Here is an 18,849-nt window from a genome sequence, read left to right on the forward strand (position 1 = left end):
ACCAGGCCGGTGATCGGCCCGATCCTGCCGGTGGTTCGGCCCGTGGTTCGGCCCGTGGTTCGGCCGGTGACCGGCCCGGCGATCCCCGCGGCTCAGCCTGCGGACCGGTCCGCTCAGCCGGTGACCAGGCCGCCGTCGTTCAGTTCGAGCACCCGGTCCGCCAGCCCCAGCAGCTGGCTGTCGTGCGTGGCCACCAGCGCCGTGACGCCCTCGGTCCGCACCACCGCCCGCAGCAGCTCCATCACCGCGAGCCCGGTCTCGGCGTCGAGCTGCCCGGTCGGCTCGTCGGCGATCAGCAGCGCCGGCCGGTTGGCGAGCGCGCGGGCGATGGCCACCCGCTGCTGCTGCCCGCCGGACAGCTCCCCGGGCCGCTGGGCCGCCTGGTCCGCGAGTCCGACCAGCGACAGCAGCAGCCGTACCCGCTCCTCGCGCTCCCGCGCGGGCGTCCGGCACAGCCGCAGCGGCACCCCGACGTTCTCCGCCGCGCTCAGGATCGGGATCAGCCCGAAGGACTGGAAGACGAAGCCGATCCGGTCCCGGCGCAGCTCCAGCAGCCCGCTCTCGCCCAGGCCCCCCAGCTCCACCCCGTCGACCGTGATCCGGCCCTCGTCGGGGGCGTCGAGCCCGCCGACCAGATTGAGCAGGGTCGTCTTGCCGGAGCCGGACCGGCCCCTGAGCGCCACCAGCTCGCCGCGCGGGATCTCGAAGGAGACACCCCGCAGCGCGTGCACGGCCCCCGCCCCCGAGCCGTAGGAGCGGTGCAGACCCTCCACCCGCACCATGGGACCCGGCGCGGGGCCGTCCACGACCGCCGCGCCGGCGCCGGAATCCATCGTCTCGGCCATGCTTCCCCCTCGTACCCCTGTGCCTGTCGTGCCCGTCCGTCCGCGCCCGTCCCTGTCGCTCGTGCAGGTGACTCGTACATGTGTATGGCACGGAATGGGGGCACAGTACGGGGAAACGGCGGTGGGCCGCATCCCCCGGAGTCGCCCGGGGGAGTGCGGCCCACCGCTGTGCCGTACGCGTCAGCGGACCTCGGTGATCTCCGGGCCGCGCTGGAGCTGGCCCATGCCGCCGGAGAAGCGGGAGCCCTCCTGGTCCTCCTGGGCGACGCCCTCGGGCACCATCTGCGCGTCCTCGGGCAGCTTGAGGACGATCGGGTCACGGGGGGCCATCGGGCCCTCGCCGCGCACCACGACGGTGTCCCGGAAGATCTGCTCCAGCAGACCGGCGGCCTCCGGCTGCACCGCGCCCTGCCCGGAGATCACTCCGCGCAGGAACCAGCGCGGGCCGTCGACGCCGATGAACCGCACCAGCTGGACCCCGCCGGTGCCGTCCGGCAGCTGTACGGGGACCTGGGCCCGCAGCTCCCAGCCGAGCGGGCCCTCGACCTCGTCGATCACACCGCCCTGCTGGGTGATGCCGGAGGCGATCTCCTCGCGGACCTCGCCCCAGATGCCCTCGCGCTTGGGCGCGGCGAACGCCTGGAGCTGTACGGCGCTGTCCCGCAGGACCACCGTCGCGGCGACGATCGCGTCACCGGCGACCTCGACCCGCAGCTCCATGCCCTCGACTCCGGGCACGAAGAGACCGCCCAGGTCCACCCGGCCCTCGGCGGGCGCGCCCACCTCGGAGATGTCCCAGGGACCGTCGGGCCGCGGCGCCGGCGGAAGGTTCACCCGCCGCTGGTCGCCGTCCGCGGGCTCCTCGCCGGCGGCCTGGGTGTCGCGCTCGTCGACGACCTGCTCGGCCTCGCCCGCTGCGTCCGCGGCATCCGCGGAACCACTCTTCTTGCGACGTCCGAACACGTCACTGTCCTTCCCGGTCGGATACGACGGAAGCGTATCGATTCCCACCCGTTGAGCCGTCCACCGCAGCGTGACCGCCGGTGGAACCGAAGCCCCCGACGGCCCGCGCCGAGCCGGGAAGCTCCGCCACCTCGTGGAAGCGCACCTTCTCGACCTGCTGGACGACCAGTTGCGCAATGCGGTCGAAACGCTCGAACCGCACCGTCTCGTGCGGGTCGAGATTGACCACGATCACCTTGATCTCCCCACGGTACCCGGCATCAATGGTCCCCGGGGCATTGACGAGGGCAACGCCGCAGCGGGCGGCCAGCCCGGAGCGCGGATGCACGAACGCGGCGTACCCGTCGGGGAGCGCGATCGATACCCCGGTGGGGAGTACGGCCCGCTCGCCCGGGGCCAGCTCGGCGGCCTCGCGGGTGACGAGATCGGCGCCCGCGTCGCCCGGGTGCGCGTACGAGGGCAGCGGCACCTCCGGGTCGACCCGGCGGATCAATACGTCGATGGGGCTGCTGGGGCTGGGGACGGCGGACATCAGGGATTCACCTCGAAGGCGCGCACACGCCGGATCTGGTCGGGGTCGGACATCACGGCGCGGATCTCGTCGGCACGGCCGTTCTCGGTGAAGTGCTCGACCTTGACCTCGATGAACAGGGCCTGCGCACGGACGGCCACCGGACCGTCGGGGCCGCCGATACGGCCCTGGGCACGCGAGTAGATCTTGCGCCCGGCCACCGCGGTGATCTCGGCCTGGAGGAAGAGCACCGTGCCCACGGGGACGGGCCGGACGAAGTCGGTCTCCAGCCGGCCGGTCACCGCGATCACCCGCAGCAGCCAGTTCAGCGAGCCCAGCGTCTCGTCCAGGGCCGTGGCCAGCACCCCGCCGTGCGCGAGCCCCGGGGCGCCCTGGTGGGCGCTCTGCACGGTGAACTCGGCGGTGATCGTCACGCCGTCCCCGGCGCGCGCCTGGAGGTGCAGCCCGTGCGGCTGCCCCTCGCCGCAGCCGAAGCAGTGGTCATAGTGGGAGCCGAGCAGCTCACCGGGGGCCGGGGCGTCCGGGTGCCGGACCGGCGGCAGGGCGTTCGGCGGCGGGACCAGGGACGGGGGCGCGGGCTCCGCCGCCGCGCTCTTCGGGCGCTCCCGCCGATCGCGGTCGTCCCGGTGGTGGTTCTCAGTGCTCACAGGCGCAGACCTTACCCGCGGTCGCCCCCGGCGGACCACGCGAGCGGCCCACCCCGCTAGGCCGTCTCTTACGGATCTTGCTGGGGCTCGCGTGCCCTGGCACCGCACCTCGCTGCGTTGTCGTCAATCGCCGATGGCCCCCTGGGCCTGGCGGCCCGGGAGGTACCCCCACCGCAGGGACTCATTCCTCCGCCTTGCGATGCACGGCACCAGACCCCGCTCCCTGATCCAGCCTGATCCGTAAGAAACGACCTAGGCGTGCGGCACACGCCCGGTACGCGCCGGCACGCGCGGGGCGCGCACCCGCCTGCGCGTGGGCGCGAACCGCGCGGGACCCGCTCCGGGGAGCCGCCGGGGCGCGTGCCACTCTTGACGGCATGCAGCAGCCTTCCGCCCCGCGCTACGACGAACGACTGACCGTGCCCCGCACCTGGTGGATCCTGCCCGCCCTGGCGGGCTTCTCCGGTGCCCTGGTCGCCACCCCGATCGGGACCCTGGCGATGCTCGGCGGCCTGGTCGTGGCCGCCGCGCTCACCGCGGTGGGGATCAGCTCCTACGGCTCCGCCCGGATCCGGGTGGTCGCCGGCTCCCTGGTCGCGGGAGAGGCCCGGATCCCGCTCACGGCCCTGGGCGAGGCCGAGGTGCTGGAGCCGGAGGAGGCCCGCGCCTGGCGGTCCTGGAAGTCCGACCCCCGCGCCTTCATGCTGCTGCGCAGCTATGTGCCGACGGCCCTGCGGGTCGAGGTCACCGACCCGGCGGACCCGACGCCGTATCTGTATCTGTCCACCCGGGACCCCAAGGCGCTGGCCGCGGCCCTGACGGCCTGAGCCGCCGCGCCCACGGCCCGGACGGACCGGCCCGGTGCACCGGGCCGCGTCCGTTCCCGCAGGTCCTGTACGGGCCGCTCAGCCCTCCAGCTCACGCGGCCGGCGCAGGCCCTCCAGGGGCCGCTCCGGCTGCTCCAGGGGCGGCAGACCGGGCAGCGCGTCCCACGGGACCTGCTGGGTCCGCAGATCCTTGCGGACGCGGTCCGCGAGCTGCCGGGTGTCCCGGCGGTTCATCACGGCCCCGACGGCGGCGCCGACCATGAACGGCATCAGATTCGGCAGGTTCCGGATCATCCGCTTCATGATCTGCTGGCGCAGCTCGCGCTTGAGGCCACCGCTGAGAGCGGCGTTCTTGTAGGTCAGGGGATTGACGGGGTCGATGCCCCGCTCCTCGGACCAGGCCGCCAGATAGGCGGTGGCCCGCTCCTTGAGCGTCCCTTCGGGCCGCAGCCCGTAGACCTCGTGCAGCTCGGCGATGAGCTTCAGCTCGATCGCCGCGACTCCCGTGATCTCCGCCGCCAGCTCGGCCGGCATCGCCGGCGGGACGGGCAGCATCGCCGCGGCCCCGATGCCCGCGCCCACGGTCGCCGTCGCGTTGGCGGCGCCCGCGACCAGCTTGTCCGCCAGCTCCTCGGGGGTCAGACCGGGGAACTGGGCACGCAGGGTCGGAAGATCGCGCACCGGCACCCGGGGCGCGTTCTCGATGATCCGGTCGGCGATCAGGCCGACCGCCGCCCTGGCACCCTCGCCGCCGCGCCGCACGGTGTCGCGGACCGAGGCCAGCCGGCCCGGCCGGGTGCCGCTGCCGGCCCCGGCGGGCAGCACGGGATCCCGGCCGCCCCGGACCGCCGGTACGGCCCCGGAAGGGGGCTCACGGTCCGGAGCGGCGAGCGGGCCGCCAGGGACCCGCTCGTGGTCTCCCGCGCCGCCCGGAGCGGGGATGGCGGGGTCCATGGCGGAAGGCGCTATCGCGCCGTCCGACAGGCCCTCGCCGGGCTGCTCGCCACCCGCCGCCGGACGGCGGCGGAGGCGTTGCTTCCAGGACGGTGTCTCGCCTGCCACGGCAGATCCGTCACTCGCAGTCGCGGCAGATCGGCTGGCCGTTCTTCTCGCCGGCCAGCTGGCTGCGGTGGTGCACGAGGAAGCAGCTCATGCAGGTGAACTCGTCCGCCTGCTTGGGCAGCACCCGCACGGCCAGTTCCTCGTTGGAGAGGTCTGCGCCGGGCAGCTCCATGCCCTCAGCGGCTTCAAAGTCGTCCACGTCGACGGACGAGGCGGACTTGTCGTTCCGCCGGGCCTTCAGTTCTTCAAGACTGTCCGAGTCGACGTCGTCGTCGGTCTTGCGTGGGGTGTCGTAATCCGTTGCCATTGTCGCTCTCCCCCTCTGGGTGGTTGCGGTGTCTCCAGCGCACGTAACGCGTGAGAGGTCGGACTTTGTGCCCGACCTGAGGCGGAGATTTTGCCTCACATCAAGGTCTGTTACTCAATCGACACCCAACCGGATCCCCCGAGAGTGATCGGGTTGGATGGCGATGGGGACCGTACACGATCCCAATCCCGCAGCTCACGGGCGCCACCCCGTGTAGTTCCCGCCTGCCCCGCCCCCGGAAACCCGGACTTTTCCCAGCTTTCCGGAAAGGAGGCCGATGACGGAGCGTGGGTGGCCGGAACCCCGGCTCTGTGATTGATCACACAGAGCAACGAGGAGCGCATCCCGAAAATTCCGCGTAAAGCGAACGATGTTCGGGCGTGGTCGACGGGCGGCCTCAGCGGGGGAGGGTGACGCGCATCACGAGCCCGCCCCCTTCCCGGGGCTCCGCGATGATACGTCCCCCGTGGGCGCGCGCGACCGAGCGGGCGATCGAAAGGCCGAGACCCACCCCCTTGTCGCTGCCCGTGCGGTCCTGGCGCAGCCTGCGGAACGGCTCCCAGAGATTGTCGATCTCGTACGCGGGGACCACCGGACCGGTGTTCGACACCACCAGCACCGCCTGACCGTGCTCGACGCCCGTGGTCACCTCGACCCAGCCGTCCTCCGGGACGTTGTAGCGCACCGCGTTCTGCACCAGGTTCAGGGCGATGCGCTCCAGCAGCACCCCATTGCCCTGGACGACCGCCTCGGCGCGCCCGCCACGGATCTCCACGCCCTTCTCCTCCGCCTCCGACCGGGTCTGGTCGAGCGCGCGGGAGGCCACCTCCGCCAGATCCACGGGCTTGCGCTCGAAGGTCTGGTTGTCGCTGCGGGCGAGCAGCAGCAGGCCCTCCACGAGCTGCTCGCTGCGCTCGTTGGTGGCGAGCAGGGTCCGGCCCAGCTGCTGGAGCTCCACCGGCGCCCCCGGGTCCGACAGATGGACCTCCAGCAGGGTGCGGTTGATCGCCAGCGGGGTGCGCAGCTCGTGCGAGGCGTTGGCGACGAACCTCTGTTGCGCGGTGAAGGCCCGGTCCAGCCGGTCCAGCATCTCGTCGAAGGTGTCGGCCAGCTCCTTCAGCTCGTCGTCCGGGCCGTCCAGCTCGATCCGCCGGGAGAGGTCGGAGCCGGCCACCCGGCGGGCGGTACGGGTGATCTGGCCCAGCGGCGAGAGCACCCGGCCCGCCATCGCGTAACCGAAGGCGAAGGCGATGATGCTCAGCCCCAGCAGGGCGAAGAGCGACCGCTGGAGCAGATCGTCCAGGGCCACCTCCCGCTCATGGGCGAAACAGTTGCTCAGCACCAGGTTGGCCTGCTCGGCCGAGAGGCCGGGGGCCAGCGCCGGACAGGAGTCGTTGGTCCGCTGGATCTTGCTGTCCGGCAGCAGCTTGAACGGCAGCGAACTGCCGGAGGTCAGCGCCTGCGCGGCCAGCAGATAGATGATCGACAGCAGCAGCACGCCCGCGATCAGGAACATCCCGCCGTAGAGCAGGGTCAGCCGTATCCGGATCGTCGGACGGAGCAGCGGGCGGACGGGGGCCCGGGGGTCCCAGGTCGGCTTGGGTGGCGCCGCGGGCGGTGTCACGGGCGGCGGCGGAGTGGCGGCCACGCCGTCAGATCCGGTATCCGGAGCCGGGCACGGTGACGATCACCGGCGGCTCGCCCAGCTTGCGGCGGAGCGTCATCACCGTCACCCGCACCACGTTCGTGAACGGGTCCGTGTTCTCGTCCCACGCCTTCTCCAGCAGCTGCTCGGCCGAGACGACCGCGCCCTCGCTGCGCATCAGGACCTCCAGGACGGCGAACTCCTTCGGCGCCAGCTGGATCTCCCGGCCGTCGCGGAAGACCTCGCGGCGGTTCGGGTCCAGCTTGATCCCGGCCCGCTCCAGCACGGGCGGCAGCGGCACGGTCGTGCGCCGGCCCAGGGCCCGCACCCGGGCGGTCAGCTCGGTGAAGGCGAACGGCTTGGGCAGATAGTCGTCCGCGCCCAGCTCCAGGCCCTCGACCCGGTCGCTGACGTCGCCGGACGCGGTCAGCATCAGCACCCGGGTCGCCACCCCCAGCTCGACGACCTTCCGGCACACATCGTCACCGTGCACCAGGGGCAGGTCGCGGTCGAGGACGACCACGTCGTAGTCGTTCACCCCGATCCGCTCCAGGGCCGCCGCTCCGTCGTACACGACGTCGACGGCCATGGCCTCCCGGCGCAGTCCGGTGGCCACCGCATCGGCGAGCAGCTGCTCGTCCTCGACGACGAGTACGCGCACGTCTCGATTCCTTCCTCCGGGCCCGTCAGCCATGATCAGGGCGGTTCACGCACGGCTTGTGCGTATCCATCCTGCCCGTTACGCGCGTAAACCGGATGTAAGGCGGGGGCCGCCCCGGCCGGCGGCCCGGGCGCTTGGGGAATCGACCGGATTCCCGGCCCGGACGAGGTTTCTCCGCGAGGCGGCCGGGGGAGGACGAGAAGACACCCGCGATCACACCCCGTAGCGGCACAGCGCTCGAAACCGGTGCCCGTTGTGATCACCCGCCCTGCCGGTGAGCAGGGACCCCGGACCCAGGCACACCCCCGTGCCACCCACCCATGACGAGGGGGCGCAGATGGACGCATTCACCGCAGGACTGCTTCAGCGCATAAAGGCCGCGGAGACCGACCTCACGCTCGCCCGTGAGCTGGGCGACGACTTCCTGGCCGACGTGGAGCAGGCGGAGCTGGACGACCTCCACCGCCTGGCCGCGGAGCACGGCGTCAAGGTCAACGCGGCCTAAAAGGCCGCCCGAAGGCTGCCCCGAGATCCCTCCCCGGCCCGTGACCGCACCTTTCGTGGGGCCGTCGGCGGGCTCCGACAGCACCACGAACACCGACAGCACGGGCCATGGCACCGACGGGCCCCGGCCGCGAACATCCCGCGCGGCCGGGGCCCGTCGGCCGTTCCCGGGGCCGGGCGCGGTCAGTCGTGCCAGGCGCCCAGCTCGTCCAGGAGGGCCTGGAGCGGGCCGAAGAGCGCCGGGGTCGCCGCCACGGCCAGCTCGTGCGAGGGCGCGAGCCCCGGGCGGCCACCGGTCAGGGCGCCGGCCTCACGGGCGATCAGATCACCGGCGGCCAGGTCCCACGGGTTGAGCCCGCGCTCGTAGTAGCCGTCGAGCCGGCCCGCCGCCACGTCGCAGAGGTCCACCGCGGCCGACCCGCTCCGGCGGATGTCCCGCAGCCGGGGGATCAGCCGGTGCGCCACCGCGGCCTGATGGGTCCGGACGGTCTCGACGTAGTTGAACCCGGTGGAGACCAGCGACTGGTCCATGGGCGCCGGCGGACGGCAGCGCACCCGCCGGTCGCCGCAGTACGCCCCGCCCCCGCGCACCGCGTGGAACGTCTCGCCCCGCATCGGGATCCCGACCACGCCCGCCACCGCCTCGCCCCGGTACTCGGCGGCGATGGAGACGGCCCAGGTCGGCAGCCCGTAGAGATAGTTCACCGTGCCGTCCAGCGGGTCGATGACCCAGCGGACGCCGCTGCGGCCCTCGCTCGCCGCGCCCTCCTCCCCGAGCAGGCCGTCGTCCGGGCGGTGCTCCGCGAGGAAGCCGGTGATCAGCTTCTCCGCCGCGATGTCCATCTCGGTGACGACGTCGATCGGGCTGGACTTGGTGGCGGCGACCGCCAGATCGTCGGGCCGCCCGTCCCGCAGCAGCGCACCGGCCCGCCCGGCCGCCTCCAGCGCGAGGGCGAGCAGTTCGGCGGGGAGACCGTCCGGAATGTCGGGGGCAGCGGCGTCGGCGGCGTCGTGGTCGGGGCTCGGGGACATGGTGCTCCTTGGGCAGTCCTTCACAGGGGGGTGTCGGCGCCGGCGGCGGCGGGCCGGGGGGTGCGGGCCGGACAGCAGCCGACCGGGCAGAGGTCGTACGAGGCCCCGAGGGCGCCCAGCGCGCACCGCTCCACCGCACTCCCGCGCTCGGTGGCGGCCCGCTCCAGGAGCAGCTCCCGCACGGCGGTCGCGAACCGGGGATCCGCGCCGACCGTGGCCGAGCGGCGCACCGGAAGCCCCAGCTCCGCCGCCTTCGCGGTGGCCTCGGTGTCCAGGTCGTACAGGACCTCCATATGGTCCGACACAAAGCCGATGGGGACCATCACGGCCGCCGGAGCGCCCTGGTCGTGCAGCTCCTCCAGGTGGTCGCAGATGTCCGGTTCCAGCCAGGGGATGTGGGGGGCTCCGCTGCGCGACTGGTAGACGAGGCGCCAGGGGTGCTCGATGCCGGTCTCCTCGCGGACGGCGTCGACGATCAGCCGGGCCACGTCCAGATGCTGGCGCACATACGCGCCGCCGTCGCCGTGGCCGGCCACCGGGCCGGAGGTGTCCGCCGCCGCCGTGGGGATGGAGTGCGTCGTGAACGCCAGGTGCGCGCCGTCCCGCACCCGCGGGTCCAGCTCCTCCAGCGCGGTGAGCACCCCGTCGGCCATCGGCCCGACGAACCCGGGATCGTTGAAGTAGTGCCGCAGCTTGTCCACCCGGGGCGGCTCCAGGCCCTCCGCCGCGAGGGCGGCCAGCGCGTCCGCGAGATTCTCCCGGTACTGGCGGCAGCCCGAGTACGAGGCGTACGCGCTGGTGGTCAGGACCGCGATCCGGCGGTGGCCCGCCAGCGTCATGTCCCTGAGGGTGTCGGTCAGATACGGCGCCCAGTTGCGGTTGCCCCAGAAGACCGGCAGGTCCAGGCCGTGTTCCGCGAAGTCGGCGCGCAGGGCCGCCAGCAGCGCGCGGTTCTGTTCGTTGATGGGGCTGACGCCGCCGAACAGGAAGTAGTGCTGCCCCACCTCCTTGAGCCGTTCCTCGGGGATGCCCCGGCCGCGTGTCACGTTCGCCAGGAACGGGACGACGTCGTCCGGGCCCTCGGGGCCGCCGAAGGACAGCAGCAGCAGGGCGTCGTACGGGGAGGGGTCGCGCTCGTCGGACATGGCTTCGATCCTGCCACCCGCCACCGACAGCCGGAGCACCCACCCGCCGTCGTACGGGGGAAACCCGCCGGAACAAGCCAGGGCACCCCGGAGGGGGACACGCCAGGGCGGATCACGACAGAGATGACCGGATCGGGTCGTATCAAACCCCCGTGCGAGAAGACACCCGAAAGGCGTAATCTGCCAAGGCCGCCCATACGCCTTACCGGAGACCCTTGTGCCCAGCAGCTATCGCGCCATCTTCGCCGCACCCGGCGCCAAGCGGTTCTCCGCGGCCGGACTGTTCGGACGACTGCCCCTCGCCATGATGGGGATCGGCATCGTCACCATGGTCTCCCAGCTCACCGGCCGGTACGGGATCGCCGGCGCGCTCTCGGCGACCGGTGCCCTGTCCATGGCGGCCCTCGGCCCCCAGATATCCCGGCTGGTCGACCGGTACGGGCAGGCCCGCGTGCTGCGGCCCGCGACGCTGCTGTCGACGGCCGCCGTCGCCGGGCTGCTGATCTGCGCCATGCAGGATGCCCCGACCTGGACGCTGTTCGTCTTCACGGCCGCCTCCGGCTGCGTCCCCAGCGTCGGTGCCATGATCCGCGCCCGCTGGGCCGAGATCTACCAGGACCGGCCGCGCGAGCTGCACACCGCGTTCTCCTGGGAGTCCCTCGTCGACGAGATGTGCTTCGTCTGCGGTCCGATCATCGCCATCACCCTGTCGACGGCCTGGTTCCCCGCCGCCGGCCCGCTGGTCGCCGCCGTGCTGCTGGTGATCGGCGTCTTCTGGCTGACCTCGCAGCGCGACACCGAGCCGCCGGTCCACCCCCGCGAGGCCCACCAGGGCAGCGGGAGCGCGATCCGGCTGCCCGCCCTCCAGGTGCTGGTGGTCACGTTCGTCGCCGTCGGCGCGGTCTTCGGCTCCGTGGACGTGATCAGCGTGGCCTTCGCCGAGGAGCAGGGAAAGAAGGCCGCGGCGGGTGTCGTCCTCGGTCTGTACGCGCTCGGATCCGCCCTCGCGGCGGTGATCTTCGGGACCCTCGACCTCAAGGGACCGGCGCCCCGGCGGTGGCTGCTGGGGGTCACCGCGATGGCCGTGAGTATTATCCCCCTCCTACTGGCCGGGAGCCTGACCTTCCTGGCCGTGGCGCTCTTTGTCGCGGGTATGGCCATCGCGCCCACCATGGTGACGACGATGGCCCTGGTCGGACAGCACGTGCCGCGTTCCAGCCTGACCGAGGGCATGACCTGGGTCAGCACGGGCCTGGCGATCGGCGTGGCCTTCGGGTTCTCCGCCGGCGGCTGGGCGGTCGACGCGGCCGGCGCGGAGGCGGCGTACCTGGTGCCCGCCGCCGCCGGAGTCGCCGCGGTCGTGCTGGCGCTCCTGGGCTTCCGCCGGCTGAAGCGGCCGGCGGTGACAGGGGAGGGGCAGCACCTCGATGAGCACGGGCAGCACGGGCAGCACGGCGGAACCGCCCACGGCACCCACGGCGCTGACGGCACCGGCGCGGCCGGCGCGACCCTGGCGTAACTGGGCGGGCACCGTCACCGCACGGCCCGCCCTGGAGATCTCCCCCGCCTCCGCCGACGAGGTGGCCGACGCGGTCCGCCGCGCGGCCGCGGACGGGCTGCGGGTGAAGACGGCCGGTTCCGGGCACTCGTTCACCGCCATCGCCGCCACCGACGGGCTGCTCATCCGCCCCGATCTGCTCACCGGCATCCGCCGGATCGACCGGAGCGCCATGACGGTGACGGTCGAGTCCGGCACCCCGCTGAAGCGGCTCAACACCGCGCTGGCCCGGGAGGGGCTCTCCCTCGCCAACATGGGCGACATCATGGAGCAGACGGTCGCCGGTGCCGTGAGCACCGGCACCCACGGCACCGGCCGGGACTCCGCCTCCCTCTCCGCCCAGATCACCGCCGTGGAGCTGGTCACCGCCGACGGCACCCTCCTGACCTGCTCCCGGGAGGAGAACCCGGACGTCCTCGCCGCCGTCCGGGTCGGCCTCGGGGCGCTGGGGGTGATCACGGCCGTGACCTTCGCGGTGGAGCCGCTGTTCCTGCTGCGGGCCCGCGAGGAACCGATGTCCTTCGACCGGGTCACCGCAGAGTTCGACGCCCTGCACGCGGAGAACGAGCACTTCGAGTTCTACTGGTTCCCGCACACGGGCAACTGCAACACCAAGCGCAACAACCGCAGCGCCGGACCCGCCGATCCGCCCGGCGCCCTCAGCGGCTGGTTCGAGGACGAGTTCCTCTCCAACGGCCTCCTCCAGGCGGCCGGTCTGCTGGGACGGGCGGTCCCGGCCGCGATACCGCCCATGGCCAGGGTCGCCAGCCGGGCGCTCTCCGCCCGGACGTACACCGACATCCCGTACAAGGTCTTCACCACGCCGCGCCGGGTGCGGTTCGTGGAGATGGAGTACGCGGTGCCCCGGGAGGCCGCCGTCACGGCGCTGCGCGAGGTACGGGCGATGATCGAGCGCTCGCCGCTGAAGGTCGGCTTCCCGGTGGAGGTGCGGACGGCGCCGGCGGACGACATCGCGCTCTCCACGGCGTCGGGGCGGGAGACCGCCTACATCGCCGTGCATCTGTTCCGGGGGACCCCGCACCGGTCCTACTTCACGGCGGTGGAGCGGATCATGACGGCGCACGAGGGGCGGCCGCACTGGGGCAAGCTGCACACCCGGGACGCGGAGTACCTGGCCCGCGCCTACCCGCGCCACGGCGAGTTCACCGCGCTGCGGGACCGGCTCGACCCGGAGCGCCGCTTCGGCAACGACCATCTGCGGCGGGTGCTGGGTCCCTGACGCCCCCGCAGGGCGTACGGACCCCCCGAAGGGTGTACGGAGCGATCGATTCCAGCCGGATCCGCGCGCCCCGGTCCCGTGCCCGTCCGCCGCCGTCGGGCCGGGCCGGGGGCGCCACCGGCGGTGCCCCGGGGCCCTGCTGACGGGGTGTGGCCACCGACACGTCCCCGGCCCCGATGCGAAGGGAATCGTTCCTTTTGGGAATATTCTGTGAGCTGACGGGGCAGCAACCCTGGTGCGGGCGGTGAAGTGCCGTGTACAGGGAGAAGTTCGGCGGCGCGTCAGTCCACCCGGATGGCCCGAATGGAGTACTGTGGCGAACCCTGGGCCCTGGCTCCCTCACGGGTGCCCGGAACCAGGAAAAGGGGGCCGAAAGCGGCGCTCGAACCGGCGGCGTCGTGATATCGCTGGGATATCCATACGCAGAGTGATCGATGGTCACGCTGAGTGTAAACGGATAACCTTGCCATAGCGGCGATACAGGGCCTGTGCCCGACACGCCGGGCAACTCGGCAAGGTTGTGGCAGGCTGCACCCGGGCAGGCCACACTCGACTAGCGGAAGCAGCGACGCAACAGGTGACGTCGGCAGGCACCACCCGGGAGGTCCCCATGCCCGAACTGCGTGTCGTGGCCGTCTCCAACGACGGCACACGACTCGTGCTCAAGGCTGCCGACAGTACGGAGTACACCCTCCCGATCGACGAGCGGCTGCGGGCCGCCGTCCGCAACGACCGGGCCCGCCTCGGCCAGATCGAGATCGAGGTGGAGAGCCACCTCCGCCCCCGGGACATCCAGGCACGGATACGTGCCGGGGCGTCCGCCGAGGAGGTCGCCCAGCTCGCCGGGATCCCGGTGGAGCGGGTGCGCCGCTTCGAGGGACCGGTGCTGGCGGAGCGCGCGTTCATGGCGGAGCGGGCGCGCAAGACCTCCGTGCGCCGCCCCGGCGAGAACAGCGGACCCCAGCTCGGCGAGGCGGTGCAGGAGCGGCTGACGCTGCGCGGCGCCGACAAGGACACCGTGCTGTGGGACTCCTGGCGCCGCGACGACGGCACCTGGGAAGTGCTCCTGGTCTACCGGGTCGCCGGTGAACCGCACTCCGCGAGCTGGACCTACGACCCGCCCCGGCGGCTGGTCCAGGCCGTGGACGACGAGGCGCGCGCGCTCATCGGGGAGAGCGACGACACCCTCGCCACGCAGGAGCCCAGCTTCCCCTTCGTGCCGAGGATCGCCCGGCTGCCCCGCGACCGGCCGCTGGACCGGACGCTCGACCGCCTGCCCGAACGCCCGTCGCTGCCCCCGCCCGAGGAGAGCGGCGAGGAGCGCGACTCCCTGACCAGCCTGCTGGAGGCCGTGCCCAGCTTCCGGGGCGACATGGTCGTACCGGAGCGGGTGGCCGAATCCCCGGCCGGCGACGACGAGCCGGACGAGGCCGAGGAGCCGGTGGCCCCGGCCGCTTCGGCGGGCGCCGGTTCGGCGTACGCCGACGTCCTGATGCCCCGGACGGTGGCGGGCCACCGGGACCGGCTGGTCGGGACCACCGACCGGCAGGCGGAGGCGGACGGCGTCCGTCCGGGCCGCAGGGCCGCCGTGCCCAGCTGGGACGAGATCGTCTTCGGCACCCGCCGCAAGAAACAGGAGTGAACGGATGTGGACCCGCCGCCCCCCCCGGGGTGCGCGGGTCCACGTACCGTCCCCTGAGGCGGAAACGTTTCAGCGGGACGGTCGCCGTCAGTGGGGCGCGGCCAGCCGCTCAAGCCGTGCGTGCAGCTCCGCCACCCGGTGCTCCGACTCCGGCTTCATCAGCACGCTGCGCAGCACCCGCGCCCCGTCCGCGTCCGCCGCCACCTTCGGATGCCGGGCGGTGAAGGCGGCGGCCGAGGCCCGCAGGGTGCTCACATAGACCGGGTCGTCCTCGGTCATGCCCTGCCGCAGGATCCGTTCCGACGCCGTGTCCACCGCCGAGAGGGCGGCCGGTTCGGTGACCGGGAAGTAGCCGACGATGTCCAGCTCCGGCGGCTGGTACAGCTCCAGGACGGCCGAGGACTCGATCAGCGAGGCCCAGCGCAGCGCGGCCCGGCGGCCCGCGCCCAGCACCCGGCCCAGACCGTCCGGCGTGGGCGGGAGCAGTTCGAAGGTCAGCCAGAGCGCGGCGGCGGCCGCCCCGGGGCGCGAGCACTCCAGACTGATCTCCCCGAGGTGCAGTTCGGCCGAGGTGAAGTAGGTGTACGGCGAGTCGTGCAGATAGAACCGGCCCACCTCCGGGTCGGCGAAGAGGACCGCGCCGCAGCCGTAGGGCTGGAGCCCGTGTTTGTGCGGATCGACCACCACGGAGTCGCAGCCGGCTATCGCGCGCCAGGGCGCGGCGGGCAGCCCCTCCGCCCCGTCCGCCCCGGCCAGCAGGGTGAAGAACCCGCCGTAGGCGGCGTCGACATGGAGCCGGACCCCGTACCGTTCACGCAGCTCCAGGGCCTCGTGGACCGGGTCGACGGCGCCGAGTCCGGTGGTGCCCGCGGTGAGGACGACGGTGCCGATCCGGCCCGTCCGCAGCAGCTCCTCCAAAGCGGTGAGGTCCATACGGCCCCGGGCGTCCACGGGGACCGCGTGGCCCTGGACGCCGAGGACACCGCACATCCGCCCATGGGTGTAGTGGGCCTCGGCGCTGTAGGCGACGCCCCGGCCGGGGTGGAGTTCCCGGGCGACGAACAGGGCCTCCAGATTGGCGATGGTGCCGCTGGTGGTGAGATGGCCGAGATGGGTGCCGTAGCCGAACATCGCGGCGAGCCGGCCGACCACCTCCCGCTCCATCGCGGCGGTCGCCGGACCGCCGTCCAGGGCGTGGTTGTTGGGGTTGATCAGCATGGCGGCCGTGTAGCCGACCACGGCCGCCGGGTGCGGCGGCTTGAGCATCTGGCCCGCGTAGCGCGGATGGAAGAAGGGGTAGTTGTCCTTCAGTCGCTCGGTGAACTCGCCGAACGCCTCCGCGAAGGCGGTGTCGTCCACCGCGAGCGCCGGGTGGGGCTCGTAGGGGCCGAATCCCGCCGCCCACTCCTCGTGTGATCGTGCCGCCTCGCGCAGCCAGTGCTGAAGGTCCATGGGTGTGGTCCTGCTTCCCTTCGTCCGGTGGTGCGCGGCGGCTCGGGTGGAGGGGGTCAGAGCATCCCGGTGTACTCGTGGAACTCCCAGTCCGTGACGGCGCGTTCGAAGCGGGCCAGTTCGGCGCGTTTCATGGCGGTGAAGACCTCGGTGAACCGGGGGCCGAGCGCGGTGGAGAGCACCGGGTCGCCGTCCAGTGCGTCCAGTGCGTCGCGGAGGGTCCCCGGCAGGGGCGGCCCGCCGCCCCGCTCACCCGGGGCGAGCGGCGGGGGCGGGGTCAGCCCCCGGTCGACGCCGTCGAGTCCGGCGGCCAGCAGCGCCCCGATGACCAGGTACGGGTTGGCGGCGCCGTCCCCGCCGCGGATCTCGATCCGGGTGCCGTCGCCGCGCTCGGGCGGGATCCGCGCGTACGCGGTCCGGTCGTCGAAGCCCCAGTCGGCGGTCGCGGGGGCGAGCGCGCCGGGGTCGGCCAGCCGCTTGTAGGCGTTGACGGTGGGGTTGAGCAGGGCGCTCAGCGCGGGCGCGTGGAAGAGGACCCCGGCGAGGAAGGAGCGGGCCAGGTCGCGGAGTCCGCCGTCGGCCGCCGGGTCGGCGAAGAGGTTCGCCCCGGCGTCGTCCACGAGCGAGAGATGGACGTGCTGGCCGCTGCCGGCGGCGTCCGCGAACGGCTTGCCCGCGAAGGTGGCGCGCAGCCCCCGGGCGGCGGCGATCTCCTTGACGGTGTACTTGAAGAGGAAGGCCCGGTCGGCGGCGCGCAGCGCGGGCCCGTGGGTGTGGTTGATCTCGAACTGGCCGCCGCTGAACTCCTGGTTGCCGCCCAGGACCCCGAGCCCGAGGGCGTGGCACTCGCGGATGAGCAGGGACAGCAGCCGGTCCGGGTCGTGGGCGGCGCCGACCGTGTAGCCGGCGGTGTCGTACGCCGAGTACCGCCGCCAGCCCAGTGGCGCGGCCGGGTCCGGCGCGAGCAGGTAGAACTCCAGCTCGGGTCCGGCGACGGGGTGGAGTCCCCGGGCGGCCAGGCGCTCGGTCTGCCGGCGCAGGAGGCCGCGCGGGTCCAGCGGCAGCGGGGCGTGGTCGGGGGAGGAGTCGGTGACGTCGGCGAGGAGGAGGGCGGTGCCGGGCGCGTGGGCCGCGACGGCCAGGGTGTCCGGGTCGATCCGGGCGTGCGCGTCGGCCCAGCCGCCGCCGGAGCTCTCCGGCAGCTCCAGGGGGATTCCGGCGAGGTCGGTCACCATGACGGCCTGGCAGAAGGAGAGGCCGGGGCCGTCGAACCGGTGCAGCTCGGCGACGGGTATCTCCTTGCCCCGGGCGATTCCGTGGAGGTCGCTCCAGAGGACCCGGACGAGGTCGGCGCCCCGGGCGGTGAGGTCGTCCGCGAGGGCGTGGAGCCGCCCGGGCGGCGGGCCGCCGGCCGGTGAGGAGGGGCGGTGGGACACGGCGTGCTCCGTTCCGGTCGGCCGGGTGGTCGGGTGTGCCGGGTGGGGCCGGGTCGGTCGGGTGGTCCGGGCGCGGCCGGGTGGTGCGAGCCGTCCGTCCCGGCCGGGGGACCGGCCGGGACGGCGGGGCGGTCCCGCGGGGTCGGGACCTGCTCCGGGGCCGCGTGCCGCGGCCCGCCATGATGTTTGGGTTCAAACGTATGGCCCGTCCGGGGGGTGTGGCAAGCCTTCCGGCGGCTTCGCCGCCGGGTGTCGCGCCGGTGTCACGGCAGTCGTGCCGGCGTGCGGCCCGCGATCCGTGCGGCGGTCGAGTGCGGCCGTCCCGGCGGGTCTTGACGGCTGTCCACGCGGGATGAATATTTGGACCCAAACAAAAATCGGAACGCTTCGGTTCGACAGGCATCGACAGGCATCGACAGGCATCGACAGACGTTGACAGGCTTCGACAGGCGAGGAGGCGTCGTGCCGCGGATCCGCGGGTACTTCCACCCCAAGACGGCGACCGGCAGATCGTCGCTGATCCCCGCCCCACCCTGGCACTACTCCGGGGACCTGCTGACGATCGAGTACCGCACCGACCCCGGCCGGGTGCGCGAACTGCTCCCCGAACCCCTGGAACTGGCCCCCGACGACCCCGGGGCCGTCGCCCTGATCTGGGCGGACTGGCAATCCTGCGGCGACAGCCGCCAGGAGCTGCTGGACCCCGTGCGCTCCCAGTACCGGGAGGCCTTCGCCGTGGTGCGCTGCTCCTACCGGGCCCGGACCTACTCCCGCTGCGTCCACATCTGGGTGGACCGGGACTTCGCGCTCGCCCGCGGACTGCACCAGGGCTACCCGAAGAAACTCGGCTCGATCCATCTGACCCGGGCCCACCCCTGCGGCCCGGCGCCCCGCCCGGAGGCGGGCGCGCGGTTCGGGGCGACCCTGGCCGCCGCCGACCGGCGGCTGGCCCAGGCCGTGGTGACGCTGCGGGAGCCGTCCGCGAGCGGCGGCTTCGTCAACGCCCACCCCATGCTCCACCACCGCTGGCTGCCGGCCATCGACAAGGGCGGCGGGCTCGCCCTGGACGAGCTGGTCGAGACGGGCGCGGCGGCCTTCGAGGCGGGACCGGCCTGGCGGGGCGACGCGGAGCTGGACCTCTTCGACGCGCCGACCGAGGAGCTGTCCCGGCTGGCGGTACGGGAGCCGATCGCCGCGTACTGGCGGCAGGTCGGGGTGGTGTGGGACGGCGGCACGCTGCTGGAGTCCGGCACCTCCGGCGCGGGCCTGTAGGCCCGCTTCGTACCGGCGGAACCCGCACCGTACCGCGAGCGCCCCCGTCCCCCCTTCGTCCCGGGCCCACCCACCAGCC

General features: G+C 73.3%; 18 protein-coding genes. 6 read left to right on the forward strand and 12 right to left on the reverse strand.

All coding sequences use genetic code 11. The features are described from left to right. Positions 1–113 precede the first annotated feature (113 nt). The 4 genes from SYYSPA8_RS31565 to SYYSPA8_RS31580 all read right to left on the reverse strand — a co-directional run bounded on the left by SYYSPA8_RS31565 (position 114) and on the right by SYYSPA8_RS31580 (position 2,882). Entirely contained in the window at positions 114–845 is a 732-nt protein-coding gene (locus SYYSPA8_RS31565) for an ABC transporter ATP-binding protein (RefSeq protein WP_407706123.1), read from the reverse strand. Between the two features lie 180 nt (positions 846–1,025). Continuing rightward, a complete protein-coding gene (locus SYYSPA8_RS31570; protein ID WP_323450836.1) occupies positions 1,026–1,808 on the reverse strand; it encodes a DUF3710 domain-containing protein in 783 nt (260 codons plus the stop codon). Position 1,809: 1 nt separating this feature from the next. After that, a complete protein-coding gene (gene dut, locus SYYSPA8_RS31575) occupies positions 1,810–2,340 on the reverse strand; it encodes a dUTP diphosphatase (RefSeq protein WP_323450837.1) in 531 nt (176 codons plus the stop codon). After that, positions 2,340–2,882: a PaaI family thioesterase gene (locus tag SYYSPA8_RS31580; RefSeq protein ID WP_323450879.1), complete on the reverse strand. Its 543-nt coding sequence runs from the start codon at positions 2,880–2,882 to the stop codon at positions 2,340–2,342. The genes dut and SYYSPA8_RS31580 overlap by 1 nt, the downstream gene beginning before the upstream one ends. Positions 2,883–3,364: 482 nt before the next feature. On the opposite strand from SYYSPA8_RS31580, the gene SYYSPA8_RS31585 reads away from it, so the two are divergent. Then, positions 3,365–3,814: a DUF3093 domain-containing protein gene (locus tag SYYSPA8_RS31585; RefSeq protein ID WP_323450838.1), complete on the forward strand. Its 450-nt coding sequence runs from the start codon at positions 3,365–3,367 to the stop codon at positions 3,812–3,814. A gap of 78 nt (positions 3,815–3,892) precedes the next feature. On the opposite strand, the gene SYYSPA8_RS31590 is transcribed toward SYYSPA8_RS31585, so the two are convergent. From SYYSPA8_RS31590 to SYYSPA8_RS31605, 4 genes are all read right to left on the reverse strand, one after another. Beyond that, positions 3,893–4,876 carry a hypothetical protein gene (locus SYYSPA8_RS31590; protein ID WP_323450839.1) on the reverse strand — a complete coding sequence of 328 codons (984 nt, stop codon included), beginning with the start codon at positions 4,874–4,876 and terminating at the stop codon, positions 3,893–3,895. 10 nt (positions 4,877–4,886) lie between these two features. Further along, the gene (locus SYYSPA8_RS31595) at positions 4,887–5,183 is read right to left on the reverse strand and encodes a DUF4193 domain-containing protein (protein WP_323450840.1); all 297 of its coding nucleotides are present in this window, start codon (positions 5,181–5,183) and stop codon (positions 4,887–4,889) included. Positions 5,184–5,580: 397 nt separating this feature from the next. Beyond that, complete coding sequence (locus SYYSPA8_RS31600) at positions 5,581–6,831, reverse strand: sensor histidine kinase (RefSeq protein ID WP_323450841.1); 1,251 nt, start codon at positions 6,829–6,831, stop codon at positions 5,581–5,583. 4 nt (positions 6,832–6,835) lie between these two features. Continuing rightward, a complete protein-coding gene (locus SYYSPA8_RS31605) occupies positions 6,836–7,489 on the reverse strand; it encodes a response regulator transcription factor (RefSeq protein WP_323450842.1) in 654 nt (217 codons plus the stop codon). A 337-nt stretch (positions 7,490–7,826) separates the two neighbouring features. On the opposite strand from SYYSPA8_RS31605, the gene SYYSPA8_RS31610 reads away from it, so the two are divergent. Next, the gene (locus tag SYYSPA8_RS31610; protein ID WP_323450843.1) at positions 7,827–7,994 is read left to right on the forward strand and encodes a hypothetical protein; all 168 of its coding nucleotides are present in this window, start codon (positions 7,827–7,829) and stop codon (positions 7,992–7,994) included. 182 nt (positions 7,995–8,176) lie between these two features. Here SYYSPA8_RS31610 and SYYSPA8_RS31615 read toward each other — a convergent pair whose 3' ends face one another. Further along, positions 8,177–9,025: an inositol monophosphatase family protein gene (locus tag SYYSPA8_RS31615; RefSeq protein ID WP_407706124.1), complete on the reverse strand. Its 849-nt coding sequence runs from the start codon at positions 9,023–9,025 to the stop codon at positions 8,177–8,179. A gap of 20 nt (positions 9,026–9,045) precedes the next feature. After that, entirely contained in the window at positions 9,046–10,170 is a 1,125-nt protein-coding gene (locus SYYSPA8_RS31620) for a ferrochelatase (RefSeq protein ID WP_323450844.1), read from the reverse strand. A gap of 217 nt (positions 10,171–10,387) precedes the next feature. Here SYYSPA8_RS31620 and SYYSPA8_RS31625 point away from each other — a divergent pair, with 217 nt between their 5' ends. The 3 genes from SYYSPA8_RS31625 (at position 10,388) to sepH (ending at position 14,610) form a co-directional block, all read left to right on the forward strand. Further along, positions 10,388–11,689, forward strand: a complete 1,302-nt coding sequence (locus tag SYYSPA8_RS31625; RefSeq protein ID WP_323450845.1) for an MFS transporter — start codon at positions 10,388–10,390, stop codon at positions 11,687–11,689. After that, a complete protein-coding gene (locus tag SYYSPA8_RS31630; RefSeq protein WP_323450846.1) occupies positions 11,598–12,968 on the forward strand; it encodes a D-arabinono-1,4-lactone oxidase in 1,371 nt (456 codons plus the stop codon). The genes SYYSPA8_RS31625 and SYYSPA8_RS31630 overlap by 92 nt, the downstream gene beginning before the upstream one ends. Positions 12,969–13,545: 577 nt before the next feature. Then, a complete protein-coding gene (gene sepH / locus SYYSPA8_RS31635; RefSeq protein WP_323450847.1) occupies positions 13,546–14,610 on the forward strand; it encodes a septation protein SepH in 1,065 nt (354 codons plus the stop codon). 87 nt (positions 14,611–14,697) lie between these two features. Here sepH and SYYSPA8_RS31640 read toward each other — a convergent pair whose 3' ends face one another. Both SYYSPA8_RS31640 and SYYSPA8_RS31645 read right to left on the reverse strand, forming a co-directional pair. After that, on the reverse strand, positions 14,698–16,062 hold the full coding sequence (locus SYYSPA8_RS31640; RefSeq protein WP_323450848.1) for a pyridoxal phosphate-dependent decarboxylase family protein: 1,365 nt from the start codon (positions 16,060–16,062) through the stop codon (positions 14,698–14,700). Positions 16,063–16,118: 56 nt separating this feature from the next. Next, a complete protein-coding gene (locus SYYSPA8_RS31645; RefSeq protein WP_323450849.1) occupies positions 16,119–17,498 on the reverse strand; it encodes a glutamine synthetase family protein in 1,380 nt (459 codons plus the stop codon). 462 nt (positions 17,499–17,960) lie between these two features. Here SYYSPA8_RS31645 and SYYSPA8_RS31650 point away from each other — a divergent pair, with 462 nt between their 5' ends. Continuing rightward, positions 17,961–18,770 (forward strand): acetoacetate decarboxylase family protein, encoded by an 810-nt coding sequence (locus SYYSPA8_RS31650; RefSeq protein WP_323450850.1) that lies wholly within the window; start codon positions 17,961–17,963, stop codon positions 18,768–18,770. Positions 18,771–18,849 lie beyond the last annotated feature (79 nt).

Origin of the sequence: Streptomyces yaizuensis (genome assembly GCF_034961445.1) — a bacterium.
GTDB classification, from domain to species: Bacteria; Actinomycetota; Actinomycetes; order Streptomycetales; family Streptomycetaceae; genus Streptomyces; species Streptomyces yaizuensis.

Coding starts and splice junctions, on each gene's coding strand:
- SYYSPA8_RS31565 (WP_407706123.1), bottom strand. CDS start 845: ATGGCCGAGACGATGGATTCCGGCGCCGGCGCGGCGGTCGTGGACGGC.
- dut (WP_323450837.1), bottom strand. CDS start 2,340: ATGTCCGCCGTCCCCAGCCCCAGCAGCCCCATCGACGTATTGATCCGC.
- SYYSPA8_RS31585 (WP_323450838.1), top strand. CDS start 3,365: ATGCAGCAGCCTTCCGCCCCGCGCTACGACGAACGACTGACCGTGCCC.
- SYYSPA8_RS31595 (WP_323450840.1), bottom strand. CDS start 5,183: ATGGCAACGGATTACGACACCCCACGCAAGACCGACGACGACGTCGAC.
- SYYSPA8_RS31610 (WP_323450843.1), top strand. CDS start 7,827: ATGGACGCATTCACCGCAGGACTGCTTCAGCGCATAAAGGCCGCGGAG.
- SYYSPA8_RS31615 (WP_407706124.1), bottom strand. CDS start 9,025: ATGTCCCCGAGCCCCGACCACGACGCCGCCGACGCCGCTGCCCCCGAC.
- SYYSPA8_RS31620 (WP_323450844.1), bottom strand. CDS start 10,170: ATGTCCGACGAGCGCGACCCCTCCCCGTACGACGCCCTGCTGCTGCTG.
- SYYSPA8_RS31630 (WP_323450846.1), top strand. CDS start 11,598: ATGAGCACGGGCAGCACGGGCAGCACGGCGGAACCGCCCACGGCACCC.
- SYYSPA8_RS31640 (WP_323450848.1), bottom strand. CDS start 16,062: ATGGACCTTCAGCACTGGCTGCGCGAGGCGGCACGATCACACGAGGAG.